The organism is Myroides pelagicus (assembly GCF_009711055.1).
Classification (GTDB): Bacteria; Bacteroidota; Bacteroidia; order Flavobacteriales; family Flavobacteriaceae; genus Flavobacterium; species Flavobacterium pelagicum.
Genome location: NZ_WMJY01000028.1, coordinates 19,526 through 33,829, shown reverse-complemented (window position 1 = coordinate 33,829; position 14,304 = coordinate 19,526). Strand labels below are relative to the sequence as shown.

The window sequence follows — 14,304 nt, the reverse complement described above, 5'->3', positions numbered from 1 at the left end:
TAATAGATAAGTTTACATCTTTTAATGATGAACCTTCCCCGCCTGTTACAGCGATAATCTCATTACCTGTAATGTTTTTAGTAGAAGCAACATTCTGATCGGTTAAGTTTACCGATGAATCAATACCATTGACTTTACTAGTCAACACATTACTATTTAATGCTAACTCATTAGTTATCTCTGGGTTTATAACATTTTCAGAAACCCACTCAACATTACCTTGAGCATTAGTCATCAGTACCGTATTATTATCTCCTGGCTCAATTTTAGAAACACTTAGTTTTCCTCCAATTTTATTAAGCTCAAATCTTTCTTGATTTACCGTTAAAGTGACATCTTTTAAAACAGCATTCTCACCAGAATTAACCGTCAATAGATTATTAGCAGAATCTAATAACCTAGAATCAATCCCTTCAGCAGAAAGCTTTTGATACTTTACCGAACCATCACTTTGCACTACACCAACCAAACTCTCTTGATCAGGTCTCGCTCCAAGTTTATCTTCAGTTACAGCTAAAGGTTGAATCATTGGCTTAGAAATCTTACCCACTAGATCAACTGAAGAAATTACTCCATTAACCGAAGAAGTTAATACATTCTGAGTAAGGCTTAAATCATTTGTTGTGATGCTATTTAAGGCAGACCAGACCACATCACCTGCTTGATCTACCAATAATACATCACCAGCCTGACCACTGTGTAATTGATTCAAATTAAGTAATCCTCCAATGTTTTGAAGCTTTAAAGCCGGTTCATTAACATCTAAAGACACATCTTTTAATACTGCTCCATCACCACCAGTCACAACAATTCTCTCTGTCCCAATAAGAGGTTGACCTATAGCATTCACATCAATAGCTAATGTACCGTCAGCATCAATACTTAGTCCACTTCCAGGTTTTACAACCCCTAGATCATTTTCAGTCGCTGTATTTACCGCTAAAGTATAAGTAAGTACATTACCGTTAGACTCACTGCTAACCACAATATTCTTTGATTTTTCAGCATCAATACGAGTAATATCTTGATTATCTTTAACTATTTGAGCAATATCTAGATCATGGGTTGCATTGTCCTCATCAGTATAACTCAACATACGAGTGGTAGCGTTATACTCTAACTTGGTTAGTGATTCCTCTAAATCAACAAATTTCTTTAATGTTGTATAAAGATCAATATCTAATTTATTATTAATAACATCAACCAAATCACCAATCACCGTGATATCTGTAGTTAAGTTTCTCTCGTTTGTATAAGTATAATTTCCAGAACTGTTCTTAACTAGAGTTGTCTCTGTCTCATTAGCTTTAATTATTTCTTTTAACTCTAAAACTGTTGAATCTCCTTTTTCATCGATAAATGTAATAGTACCTTTTTCTATATCTTGGCTAATCTTAGTTAGGGTCTGAAAAGATTTTACCGCCGACTTAATACTTACTGTTACAATTTGTTCTTTTTCATCAGAATAAGTCAAAAGACCTTGTTGAGCGTCATAGTTTAGGATAGTTAGGGTTTCGTGAGCCTTTACTATAGGTTTAAAGTCGATTGCTACTTTATCTCCTTGCTCATTGATGTGATAAAAAACGTTATTTTCATAAAGCACATTACCTGAAGTATTTCTAACGATATTTTTGATGATATTCGTTACATCGCTACCTTCGGTAATCTCTTGAAAATAGTTAATAACAATACCAGGAATATCCCTCTCAACAAGTAATTTCTTCCATTGGTTTGTATTCCAATAGTAATAACCTACTGTTAGTTCGTCGGTTGCATTGGTATTAAAAACTAATAAACTTTCCACATTTCCAGCGGTAATAGTCTTTCTATCTGTATCATTCTCTAATGAAACATTAGGAATTAACAGTCCTCTATTGCTTGAAACAACAGCAAGTTCAGCTGACTGATTTGGCACTAACGTACCTACACCAACTTGAGCATTAACAGCTAATGTTCCCATTAAGCAAGCTACTGATAGTAATCTTTTTTTCATGATTTTAAGGTATGAGTTTAACAAATTTGTATTGACAAAACATTCACATTTCGCCATGTTTTATTAGGACAAATTTTGCAATCAATAATGTTAAAATTGTTTCATTTTATTGGTTAAACCCCCTGCCTGCAGTAGTAAAAAGTATAAAAACCCAAACCTGTCCCCTAGCTAAAAAACAAATTAAAAAACTGAAAATCAATAAATTAAACTCAAATAAAACCTATACCATAAAAGGACAATAAACTATACACCTTAAAAGAATAACTATACTGTAAAAAAATCAAGATTAGTCATAAAAACACCTCTCTAAAATCGAAGAATAAACAACAAAACAATCAATAAACCATAACAATATTTAAACATTTAACCACATATATAGTAAAAAATCCAACAAAAAATACAAATAACGCTTTTTAAAACCATACATCTACATAAAATCTATTAATTACTTTAAATTTTCACATATAGAGAATAACAAGTGAGTCAAATTATCTAAAAAAGATATTTATTCATAAAAACACCTATCAAAATTTTGCTTTTAAATGTTTCATGATGCAATACAACAAACTACACTATTTACTATAAGGAAGTAATTTGTTAATAGACAAACGTAAATAGGGTCATAAAAAATACCCCTAAATAAGAGATTCTTACTTAGGGGTGTTTGAAATTATTAACTATTAAGCTATCTATTTAGTTTCCGTTAATCATATTTAAAGGAGTTGGTTTTGCTTTAACCATCTTTACAATTGTGTTATGAAAAATTGTCTCCTTAAATAAGGATCTATTTAACCTATATACGAACTCATTAAAGTAAGCTTGGATATATTTCTTATTGATATGTGAAGATACTGTCCTAATCCATGACTTCAGTAGGTGAATTATTACATGTTATTCTTTAAAATTAGCTCCTTTATCACTTCTTAGATTCAACAAATAAATGCTGTTGCATTTATTTGTTGAATCTAAGAAATGTAAATATAAGCCCAGTATCTTTTTGGGCTTTTTTATCCCAAACATTTTCATTTAATTTTAAAATTCATCTTCCTTATTTATATGCTAAAGCATATAATTACGTTTTCTTCTTTTAAATTATATGTAAAAGCATATAATTATATATATTTGCTTAAAACTATATGTAAAAGCATATAATCATAATATAGATATAAGATGAAATCATTAGCAGAATTTGTTAAAGAACGAAGAAAAAAAGTTGGGCTCACACAAGAAGAGTTTGCCGACAGAGCTGGTGTTGCTTTAACTGTGGTACGAAAAATAGAACAAGGTAAGACCAAGCTTAATATGGAAAAGGTTAACCTTGTCCTTGCTATGTTTGGTCATGAACTAGCCCCTGTAGACAGTAAAGCATTGAACGATGAGACAAGGTAATGTATATTATAAAGATTATTTAGCAGGAACTATTACCGAAACTGACGAAGGTGATTATGTTTTTCAGTATGATACAGCTTATGTAGAAGCTCATCCTTCTGAATTTATAACGTTTACCATGCCTGTTAGAAATGAATCTTATACTGAGAATAAACTATTTCCTTTTTTTGAAGGTTTGATCCCTGAAGGTTGGTTATTGGATATTGCTTCTAAAAACTGGAAAATAAACCGAAATGATCGTATGGGATTATTGTTAGCCTGTTGCCATAATTGTATTGGGGCAGTAAGTGTTGTACCTAAAACTGATAACCATGAAGAATAGATGTTTATATTGTTATGAGCCACTTGAAAATGAAACTGATTTTCATGAAAAATGTTCTATGAAATTCTTTGGCACTACAACACCTCCAGTAATCCCATACACTATAGACCAAATGGCAGAATTGGCAAAGAGTATTATTGAGCACAGTGTTGCTGTACCAGGTGTGCAACCTAAATTATCAATGTCCTTGGTAAAAGAAACGCAAGAACAAGCCGACACGCACTTAACTGTTGTTGGTGCACTTGGTGGCCAGTATATATTTAAACCACCCTCCCATCAATTTGCGGAAATGCCAGAGAACGAACATTTGACTATGCGGATTGCGGAAGCTTTTGGTATACGGGTTGTTCCCTCTAGTTTGATAAAATTGTCTTCGGGAGAATTGTCTTATCTTACCAAACGTATCGATAGGACTGAAAAAGGAAAGAAAATCCATATGTTGGATATGTTTCAAATAACGGAAGCGTTTGATAAGTATAAAAGCTCCATGGAAAAAGTTGGTAAAGCCTTGGACAGTTATTCTAATAATACTTTGTTAGATAAAATCTTATATTTTGAATTGGCTATCTTTAGTTTTCTCACGGGAAACAATGATATGCATTTGAAAAACTTTTCCATGATAGAAAGCCCTTCAGGTTGGATATTAGCTCCTGCATATGATTTGTTAAATGTGTCTATTGTTCTTCTTGAAGATACTGAAGAATTGGCACTCACCCTTGAAGGGAAAAAGCGAAAATTAAAAAAAGCCCATTTTGAGCATTTAGGTCAAGGACTTGGATTAACTGATAGACAAATACAAGGTGTTTTTAAGCGTATGCTCAAAAATAAACCTAAAGCTATAAAATGGATTGACAATTCCTTTTTATCGGATGATATGAAAACTGCTTACAAAGGTATTTTAGAAACAAGATATGAACGACTCATTTAATGGGGCAAAGTGTCGTAGGTGAAAGTGATTATTGATGTTAAGCAGTTGGNAAGAGTTAGGCAAAGCTAGCTTTCCTGGCAATGGCAAACAAAAGCTGACTCCAGAGCAAGAAAGAATACAATATTTAGAAAAGAAGTTAGCCACTGTCGAATTAGAGCACGAAATATTAAAAAAAGCAATCGGCATTTTCTCAAAGACCGGCAAATAATTTACGTGTTCATATTAAATCATGAACATGAATTTCCGATTGGGATCATTTGTCTTAAAGTTTGAAACTGTAGTTTCTGGCAAAGACCAACATAAATTTGGTTTGTTAGACACATTCATAAAAGCTAATCCAAAGTTGATTGAGGTAGAGTCTAGCGGTATTTTACAAGAAAGTAAAAGAGTTCAAAGAAATGGTATTGATATTCAAAATTGGGGATTGACTAAATCTAAATTTGACAACCACGCAATTCATCTGACAAAATCGAATTTACAGTTTTTTAAGTTATTATAGATACTCTTTAAGTAGCTCCATAGAACCAAATTAACAAAAGTACACCTCAACCGATAACTCAAGAAAATCTTCTATGTTTACTCGATCTCAGAGGTATACTTAGTTATTTTATAAAGATTTAATTTCTGAAATTTCAAAACTTTTCCAATGAATTGAAACTATAATTTTATTCTCTAAAACTGGTAGTAAAGCTTGGTCGTTATCCCTAAATAATCCAAGTCAAACACCCCTGCAGATGTATTTAGTGTATTGGTAGACCATAATTTATCTAGTTTTATATTCAGTGCAACACGATTGTTATTCTTTAACCTATAACTATAATCAAAGGTTAACTCAATAGCTTTTTTATTTAATTTTTCATAAAGATAATTGGGGTAATAAACCTCTTGATATAAGCCCTTTAAATCAGTATCCTTATAAGAATTTGCACTAGTTGTTGCTTGATTTTGATAAGAGAATGATAAGAAAGCTCTATTTTTTTTATTTTGATAATCTAGCCTCAGATAACCTTTATAGATTTGTTTATTTATAAGTGTTTTAAAAGCAGTTGTTTTATATTGCTCGTCAAAATTTGTTTGACTATATCCACCCCCTAAAACATAACTAAACTTATCGGATAGATAATTCTGTAAACCTAAATCCAAATACCATTGTTTATTTTGTAAAATATAAGGCCTCACCTGTGCTATTTTAATATAATCATATACACTTTCATAGTCCTGATTTACATTCACATAACTATATCTGTTCTCAGTACCTAATAGCTCTTTAAAGTAATAATTTGCCTTTAATTTAATATTTAAGAATCGGTTAGCTTTATAATTTAAAGCACCTGAAACCAAAGTTTTGCTGGTTTTTAACTCATGAAGGACAATAGTATTTAACTCCTGAGTTTTTAACTTATCGATACTCCCGATAAAACCAAGAGACAAACTAAATCGGTTAGTTTGAAATAAATCTGCCCCTAGGTTTACTCCTATTGAATTAGCGGAATAAATTCGTTTTTTAGAAAACTCGTAATCTTTGTGCTGGTGATCATACAAACCGAAACCTTTCAGAAGTAAGAATTGTCTTTTTCTATTTCCATTATAAACATCTAGTTCAACTGTTTGTCTGTGGTGTTGATACCAAGAGGTTAAAAACACCTGACTATTTTTAGTTAAACTATACTCTACACCTACTTTGGGTTTCAACCAAGAAGATATAGCTTTATCCCTTGGCTCTGTAAGAGTAAAGCTATAGTTTCCTGTATAGGAAATACCCGCTAAAAACGTAAATCTATTAACTTGTTTTTTATACTGAGTATTTATATTGTAATGTTGAAAATGATAATCTGCTTTAAACTTATGATACAGCTGATAAGGCCCATAATCTTGATTATACAGCATAGAGGTTCCAAAAATCTGATCTTGCTCTGCCTTATCAAAACTTATTGTGGCTAAAAAACTAGATTCTTTATCTAAAGCTTTATTCCATAATGCCGTCAAACTATAGCTATTAAATTGGTTACCTTTATTTAATAAATAGCTCTTGTTTTGCTTTGCAGTACTATAACCAATTCCAAGATTTGATTTTAATGAATCACAGTAAAAACCATTTAAATCTTTTGTTTTCTCAAACGATAAACCATTAATTATATAATTGTCCTTATTGGTCAGATCTTGCCCATAACCTGTGTTTTGGATTAATAAAAGCAAAAGAGAATACCCCAACCAACACTTAATAATTAACTGTTTCATTTATCTAATTTTAAAGTAACCTCAAAACCGAAATAAGCCGAAGACCACTTTCGTTGATTAAGGTTATAGTTGTTTTTACTTTTCGTATTTAGATTTATAATATTATTGACAAAAAAAGATACACTTCCAAAACTATCAAATTCCTTAGTCCCCTTTAGATTTATCATAAAATCAGGCCCCGTTTTGTTTTTACTAAAATTCGCTGATTCTTCACGAAGATCTAAAGCAGCAAGCTCTGGATTGTCTATAACAGCTTTAGAGTAATCAATAAATGTTTGATTTGCGTATTGGTCAATATAGCTAGAAGGAATAAAAGATTCATTACTTGAGCGTCTTGAACTAGAATACCATATGGACTGGAAAAATGTTGTAAAAATCATCTTAAGCTTTGGAATTCTAGTATTAACCCAAACATTTGTGTTGAACCTACTTTGAATAATACCACTAGCATTATCATATAGTCCAACATATTTATAAAAATCATTACTTATTAATGTTTTAGGAAAATACATCTTGCCTTTATTAGAACTATAAAGAGTTCTATAATAGGCCCCGTTTATCTCCACAGAGGTATTAATTGACTCTATCTCGGGAAAAGTTATACGATACTCTATTCCTTTTTTAACTACTTTTTTAGAATTCTCAACCCTAGGGAGTTCTATAAAATTATGTTGATCTACCGGGTAAAAATCCTCTAAAGTAGGTTTTGAAGCAATAGGCACATCTTTTTTAACAAAGCGCTGATAATTAATAGGCCGGTAAGTATTGTGATAATCAAAACCATTACTATTTTCTTCTTTAAATGCTGTAAGTGACAAACCGTACCCTTTGTAATACCAATTCATAGCTAGCTCATATTTACTTGTTTTACTAGCCTTTAAATTAGCATTATCAACATCGGAAATAAAAGTATGGGTTAGCAACAGCCTATCCTTTGGATCATTGGCATACCAATTAAGTACCTCTACATCTTTATAAATCCTATCGGGATATAGATAGTCTAAAGTTGGAAACTTATTTTGTTGACCAAAACCAAATCTTATACTTGATGACAAATCACTTGAATAATCGGTTTGAAAACTAAGAGACAGCCTTGGCTCAAACAAAAGCTTTTTATTTAACAGATAATTCTCAGGTAAATTAAAAAGCTGTGAGGCTCTTACTCCGGTAACTAATTTTATTTTAGAATCTATATTATTTAAATACCAAGATAAATCACTCTCTAAATAGTAGGCTGTATGTATAAGCGCCGGTATACTGGAATTTTCTCTAGGACGAATAAAAGTATTATCCATAGGAAAAGGCGGCAGGTTAGGGTCTATAATAGCTCCCTTTCCATAGTTCTTTGCACTATTATATTCAAGTCCATATATAATGTTTTGGCTTACATTTTCTCCAAAACTCAAAAACTTAGAAGCGTTTAATTGACCAAATATATTCAGTGGCTTATTATCCATCTTATAACTGGTCATATACTTAGAAGGCAAATAAAAACCCTGATGCACCCCAGACTCAGTAGAGTTTGACATATTCACCCCGGTATCGGTATAAACCATTAAACGTCGATCAAGTAAATCTTTAGTATAATCCATATGAGCGATAAGCTCTATTTTATCTGCCCAAGATTTACCAATTAAAGAAGAAGCCTTAAATGTAATATCATACTTATGGTAAGTTACCTTATAACGTTCTTGATTTAAAATCGTTGATTGATCCGATTTATGATTATCAATACCAGAGGTATGATTAAACTTTGTGTTTAAAGAAACGGATTCTCCTAGTAGATTTACCTTTAGATTGTGATTTAATTGACTGGTTATACGCGTGAATTTCATTAGAGTTTCTCTAACATCAGGCTTAGCGCTAAGTATATCCACACCAGCGTGTAATACACCTAATTTATGCCCTAAGCCTATCCCCTTTCCCATGTACAAAAGTTGTATATTAGGATCTACTTTTGCTCGTATTTGTAAAGGCGTCTTACCTTGTTTGGCATTTAAGCTAATTTGAGCAGACGACAAATTACCTTGCTTGGCTGAAGAAATTCCTTTTTCAACAGTGATACTCTCTAAGTGATCCGTAGAGATCATCCGCATATCCATCCCTGAATTAAAAACTAAATTCCTTTCTTTAGAATTAGCCATAACAGAAGATCCGGTTAGTCCATAAAGTTGATTTCTCATCCCATCATTATTCATACTCACCCCTTGAGATACGATAGATACTCCTAATGATGTATTTTTATCCGAGCCAGATTGCCTTAAACTAACTGTACTAAATTTATTCATAGAGGCAGAATTATAAACCGAGCCTGGCAATAAAACTAAAGCATCGGTTATAGAGGTTGGCTGAATATAAGACAGCGCTGACTGAGTAATTACAGCCTTATCAGAGCTTTTGTTCTGATACTTGGCCATAATTATAAACTCAGGTAACTCTACACTTTGAGCCTTTAAATAGAACTTTTCATTGGTAAATCCGTTAACTAGAACCTTACGCGTTTTTAACTCATATCCTAAAGCAGAAATCTCCAAATTATATTCTGCTTTTGGTAGCTTTATAACCATCCTTCCTTTTGCATCAAGAGGGACTTGAAGATTTAAATCGGTAATATTTACACTCCCATAAGCAATCGCAGTAGAAGAAGTATCAAATACTTGAATTGATAGTGTGTAGTGCTGTTTCTCTTGTTTTTGAGCATAACAGAAAATCCCAAAAAGCAAATAAACAACACAAAATAATAGTTTATTATTCATTACATTACATAAAAAAACCTATTAGTCCTAACTCATAAAACTAATAGGTTTAGGTGTTAAAATTAAAAACTAACTAATTATCCAGGGAAACTACTTTGGCCCACACTAACTGTAAAGTCCTCTGTAGAGTTATTAGTATCCTGGTAAACTTTTACTTGATTATCGATTTGCTTTACTTTTCTTCTATATACCTCTCTGGTTCCTGTATCTGATACTGTTATAAAACCTCTATCAACCTTATTTAATAAAGACTTGTATTTAACCTGTGAAACCTGCCCGGTTTCTACCCCGTCTATAATTAAGTCCTCTGAAATAGTAAAGGCCGGTTTACTTCCATACATACTCTCCACTACAACGGTATTTTTATTTAAAAATGCTTTAAGATCGCCTTGGTGTTTAAATAAAAATGCAGATGAAAACCCTGTACCATATCCTAACATATCAGCGTGAGTCGTTCCATTGATAATCATATTGGCAGCATTTGGATTATCAGTATCTCTCTCAGGCATAACTATCTCAAAATCGACACCTGATAAATCAGCTGCTAATTTATTTTTTCCACCATCACTAAAATCTTTAGCCGAACGAGCCAATACAATATCCTCAGCTGGCGCAAGTGGATAATCACGACCTGTTCCAGGAAATGTATAAACTAGAGCAGCCATTACCTGATTATTAGATAGTGCATCTTTAGTAGTTGTATTATACGGAAACTTATTCCAATGCTCAGTAATAGCATAGCTTACCCCATCTAAATACTTAACACTTTGACTATTGTTGGTTATAACCACATACTGATCACCTAATTCAACATACTGCCCATACTCATCCTTAGCTGAATATCCTGAAGTGAAAAGCTCACTGATAACTAATCCTGTTGAAGAAGGCTCGATTAATTGGATATCTAAATTTAAAGTCATAGCCTTATCTACTACCACATTAGGCTTCAAGGCATACCCTATATCCGGATTATCTACCTTGAAATCATAATTACCAACTTCTAATTCAAGAGTAACCACTCCGGATTTTGCTAAATTTCCTGTTAGATTTCTACCAGTATCTTGATTGTAGATATCGTATTTTAAAACTGAATAATCCTTTACAAAACCCGTCTTATCCTCTACATTTAATACAACTTTAATTTTCTGCTGCACTTGGTTTTGAGAATCATCGCTAGAACATGACACAAACAATAAAATAGCACTTACAAATAGGCTAAGTTTTTTTAAAAACCCCATTACTTTTATTTAGATTAATTTTAGTTAATGCAAAACTATAGTTATTAAAAATACTAGACAAGAGATAAAAACGTTAAATTCGAATCTTTCACACAAACTCCTTCACCACACGTAAAACAACATATTACAGCTATTTAAAAACAAAAAAAGCAACAATTGAAACAGGTATTAAATTGAAAAAAATCTAAACTAATACATAAATAAATATATTTATTTAAAATTATTCTAGATAGAAATCATTAAACCCATATAAAAAAGCTACAACAAGTGCACTTTAACCAAAAAGCTCACTTGTCCTACTATGTTTTAACAATTAATATAACCTCGCAGCGAGTTAAGCCCTAAAATCTAAAATTTAAGCACTCAAATCAGCATTACACCTTAAGGTGTGTTATCCATTTGTTGTAATCCAATTTCAAATACACATTAATAAATCCTTACACCAATATAGTAAAACGACAATTTTATTCATTTTTATAGAAAATTCTAATTTCACTCATTTAAATTTATTTATTCTAAATAAAATAACTTTATTAAGAATAAAACACTTACTAGAATCACTTTCTAAAAGTAAATTAAACAATCTAACTATTTAATATAACCAATTTATAATCACAGTTTTGACAATTCAACAAAAGCACTATTATTTGTAATTTAACAAGAAAAACTACCTTTGTCATTATTTAAACTTAATAAATATAATGACATTCTCCCCTACTAACTTTGATAAGGTTTACTCTTATATAGTAATTCTATCATTATTACTTTTATCTCCCTTATGCTATAGTCAAAGCTCATATACCTCTTTAAATAAGGCAATTGTCTTAGACCAAAATAACACCCCATTAGAGTTTGCTACAATACTTTGGCAAGACAACCAAGTTGATTACACCAATAGTAAAGGTGAGTTTAAAATTAAATTCACTAATGAGTTTCGTCCCTTTAGTATTCATTATGCCAACAAACAATCCATTTATATTAATAACCTAGATACATATAATAAATATCAAAACACTTTTACTTTAGTTGATTTATCAATTACATTAGAGCAAATCAATATAAAGGCCCCTTCCTATACAAAACAATCAGGCTCTAATTCAGCGATCATTATTGATAGACAAGCCATTGCACAAGCACAAGCCTTTAGTTTAAAAGACGTATTAAATAATCTTCCCGGCCATGCAAGTGTTGCCCCTAATCTTAATAGTGCGCAAACCATAAATTTAAGAGGAGCTAGCTTTGATAAACTAACCGGTGGTAGTCTACAAAAGATGAATAATTCTTTCGGAGTTGCCATTATAGTGGATGATGTAAATATTAGCAATGATGCAAATATGCAAACTCGCAGCTTAAATCAATTCGGTATGGTATCCGGAGCTAATACCGGTAGTATATCAAACCAAACCTACCAAGGAATAGACCTTCGTGAAATACCTACTGAAAACATTGAAAGTATTGAAGTAGTTCAAGGTGTGGCCTCAGCCAAATATGCAGAACTAACCGATGGTGCCATTATAATAAACAAACAAGCCGGTGCTACTCCTTTTAACTTCACAACCAATATCAATAGAGGAGCAACCACTACAAACCTATCAAAAGGCTTTAGACTTGCTAAGAATTTAGGAGCTTTAAATCTTTCTGTAAACTATTCAAAAAGTAACAGTGATCCCAGGGATAAAGTAAAATCTTACACCAGAATAAGTCAAAATCTTATGTGGACTAAAAGCTTTGGTAAAAATATAAAAAACACCTTTAGCTTTAGCCTTAGTAAGAGATTGGATAATGTACGTGAAGATCCCGATGATCAACTAGGACGAAAACTAAAGGCTAGTGATAATTTCTTTAGAGCCTCTAACAGAACCTCAATAAAACTAAACACAAAAACCATTAAATCCTTAAATCTAAACATTAATGGTTCTTATGGTATTAGTAAAACATATAATCAACAGAGAATAAACAAAGGACCTTTTCCCATAGCCAATAAAGACACAACAGGAATATACCAAGGTTACTATGTCGATGGTAGATATATAGCCGTGGAACAAATACACGGAAAACCAATAAGTATTGGAGCAACTCTAAATGCGAGTTCAGCAACCTTTGGACAAAAAATAGAGCATCATTTATCTATGGGGGCCTCTTTAAACTACCATGATAATTTAGGACAAGGTACAATATACAAACAAGATCAACCAAGATGGAATCAAAACTCTAAAGGAAATGATAGACCCTATGATTTTAGACAAAATCAGGCTCAATTAAATATTGGAGCCTACCTTATGGATAACTTTAAATCTAATCTATTCAATAATCCATTAGAGGGAAATATTGGATTTCGCGTGGATATACAAAACCAAAAAATAAGCTATCAACCCAGAATAAACCTAACCTACCAACCAAAACCTGGTAGTCAAATTACCTTTGGATACGGAATATCTACCAAAGCCCCCTCATTAGCTCACCGATTTCCTGCACCAATTTGGTTAGACTTCCCTCTTTTAAACTTTTTTGACAACTCAAATATGCAAAACAGTCTGTATCTAGTAAAGACAGTTAAGATACAGACCAATAATAACCACTTAAAACCTTCAAAATCAACACAATTTGAAATAGGATACTCTCATCAAGGTAAACTCTTTTCAAATAGTGTATTTGCCTATTTTAAAAACAACAAAGACGGCTTTGGGGTAAAAAGAGAATATTATCCCATAACTATTCCTGAATATGAGGTAATAGGTGATATCAATCAAAATCAAAAAATACAATATAGACCCACAGGTAAAAACAAAACCTTAACCGATTACACCATTCAAACCATAACAAATAGTGTACGTTCAAAATCCTATGGAATCGATTGGAGTAGCTCATCTAAAAAAATCGAGTCATTAAACCTATACATCTCCTTATCTCATAGCCTTTCCTATAGTGAATACTATGATTCTAATCCAACTTATAATGAGGTAACTCAAAGAGAAGTTATTGACAAATATGGGGTATACTACACAAAGTTTAATCCCGCTAAAACAAAGTCGTTGTCGTTAATGAGTAAGCTTTCATTGAGTTATCACGTTCCTAAAATAGGGTTTATTATAACGGCTAATAGTGATGTTTTTTGGTTTAGAAAAAGTCTAAATACTCAACCCTTATTTGCAAATCAATACTTAGATAAAAATTTCAAACCAATTACAATTGACCTAGAACAAGACATTAAGCAAAGTATTGTAACTGGACAAAATAACTATCAACAACCGATCTTTTATGTTGTAAACTTAAATGCAACCAAAGAAATACGCAAGAATATAAGAATAGGAATTAACACCTATAATTTTTTTAATATCAGAATAAACAAAGAAAAAGAGCTTTCCGATGGGAGTAAATCAATTATACAGTACAATGCCCCCTTTAGTATTACAGGCTCAATATCAATTAAATTTTAAATC

8 protein-coding genes and 2 pseudogenes are annotated in these 14,304 nt (G+C 31.9%); 5 read left to right on the top strand and 5 right to left on the bottom strand.

Annotated features, from left to right (window positions below; genetic code table 11):
- Nucleotides 1-1,993 (bottom strand): annotated as a pseudogene (locus tag GJV77_RS11440) (hypothetical protein); the annotation flags it as partial.
- A gap of 693 nt (nt 1,994-2,686) precedes the next feature.
- Nucleotides 2,687-2,914: pseudogene (locus tag GJV77_RS11435) on the bottom strand (IS1595 family transposase); the annotation flags it as partial.
- 249 nt (nt 2,915-3,163) lie between these two features.
- Here GJV77_RS11435 and GJV77_RS11430 point away from each other — a divergent pair.
- The 4 genes from GJV77_RS11430 (at nt 3,164) to GJV77_RS11415 (ending at nt 5,131) form a co-directional block, all read left to right on the top strand.
- Complete coding sequence (locus tag GJV77_RS11430; protein WP_155036494.1) at nt 3,164-3,382, top strand: type II toxin-antitoxin system Y4mF family antitoxin; 219 nt, start codon at nt 3,164-3,166, stop codon at nt 3,380-3,382.
- On the top strand, nt 3,369-3,704 hold the full coding sequence (locus tag GJV77_RS11425; RefSeq protein ID WP_155036493.1) for a HipA N-terminal domain-containing protein: 336 nt from the start codon (nt 3,369-3,371) through the stop codon (nt 3,702-3,704). The genes GJV77_RS11430 and GJV77_RS11425 overlap by 14 nt, the downstream gene beginning before the upstream one ends.
- Complete coding sequence (locus GJV77_RS11420) at nt 3,694-4,632, top strand: HipA domain-containing protein (protein ID WP_155036492.1); 939 nt, start codon at nt 3,694-3,696, stop codon at nt 4,630-4,632. Before GJV77_RS11425 ends, GJV77_RS11420 begins: the two co-directional genes overlap by 11 nt.
- A gap of 229 nt (nt 4,633-4,861) precedes the next feature.
- On the top strand, nt 4,862-5,131 hold the full coding sequence (locus GJV77_RS11415; RefSeq protein ID WP_155036491.1) for a hypothetical protein: 270 nt from the start codon (nt 4,862-4,864) through the stop codon (nt 5,129-5,131).
- A gap of 173 nt (nt 5,132-5,304) precedes the next feature.
- Here GJV77_RS11415 and GJV77_RS11410 read toward each other — a convergent pair whose 3' ends face one another.
- The 3 genes from GJV77_RS11410 to GJV77_RS11400 form a co-directional block, all read right to left on the bottom strand.
- The gene (locus GJV77_RS11410; RefSeq protein ID WP_155036490.1) at nt 5,305-6,870 is read right to left on the bottom strand and encodes a DUF6850 family outer membrane beta-barrel protein; all 1,566 of its coding nucleotides are present in this window, start codon (nt 6,868-6,870) and stop codon (nt 5,305-5,307) included.
- The gene (locus GJV77_RS11405) at nt 6,867-9,626 is read right to left on the bottom strand and encodes a TonB-dependent receptor plug domain-containing protein (RefSeq protein WP_155036489.1); all 2,760 of its coding nucleotides are present in this window, start codon (nt 9,624-9,626) and stop codon (nt 6,867-6,869) included. The genes GJV77_RS11410 and GJV77_RS11405 overlap by 4 nt, the downstream gene beginning before the upstream one ends.
- A 77-nt stretch (nt 9,627-9,703) precedes the next feature.
- A complete protein-coding gene (locus GJV77_RS11400) occupies nt 9,704-10,864 on the bottom strand; it encodes a DUF4876 domain-containing protein (RefSeq protein WP_155036488.1) in 1,161 nt (386 codons plus the stop codon).
- A 701-nt stretch (nt 10,865-11,565) separates the two neighbouring features.
- Between GJV77_RS11400 and GJV77_RS11395 the strand changes: the two genes are divergently transcribed.
- Nucleotides 11,566-14,301, top strand: a complete 2,736-nt coding sequence (locus tag GJV77_RS11395; protein WP_155036487.1) for a TonB-dependent receptor plug domain-containing protein — start codon at nt 11,566-11,568, stop codon at nt 14,299-14,301.
- The last annotated feature ends 3 nt before the right edge of the window (nt 14,302-14,304 follow it).

Excerpts from the sequence above, each read along its gene's own strand:
- GJV77_RS11430 (WP_155036494.1), top strand. The coding sequence starts at position 3,164 with ATGAAATCATTAGCAGAATTTGTTAAAGAACGAAGAAAAAAAGTTGGG.
- GJV77_RS11425 (WP_155036493.1), top strand. The coding sequence starts at position 3,369 with ATGAGACAAGGTAATGTATATTATAAAGATTATTTAGCAGGAACTATT.
- GJV77_RS11420 (WP_155036492.1), top strand. The coding sequence starts at position 3,694 with ATGAAGAATAGATGTTTATATTGTTATGAGCCACTTGAAAATGAAACT.
- GJV77_RS11415 (WP_155036491.1), top strand. The coding sequence starts at position 4,862 with ATGAACATGAATTTCCGATTGGGATCATTTGTCTTAAAGTTTGAAACT.
- GJV77_RS11410 (WP_155036490.1), bottom strand. The coding sequence starts at position 6,870 with ATGAAACAGTTAATTATTAAGTGTTGGTTGGGGTATTCTCTTTTGCTT.
- GJV77_RS11405 (WP_155036489.1), bottom strand. The coding sequence starts at position 9,626 with ATGAATAATAAACTATTATTTTGTGTTGTTTATTTGCTTTTTGGGATT.
- GJV77_RS11400 (WP_155036488.1), bottom strand. The coding sequence starts at position 10,864 with ATGGGGTTTTTAAAAAAACTTAGCCTATTTGTAAGTGCTATTTTATTG.
- GJV77_RS11395 (WP_155036487.1), top strand. The coding sequence starts at position 11,566 with ATGACATTCTCCCCTACTAACTTTGATAAGGTTTACTCTTATATAGTA.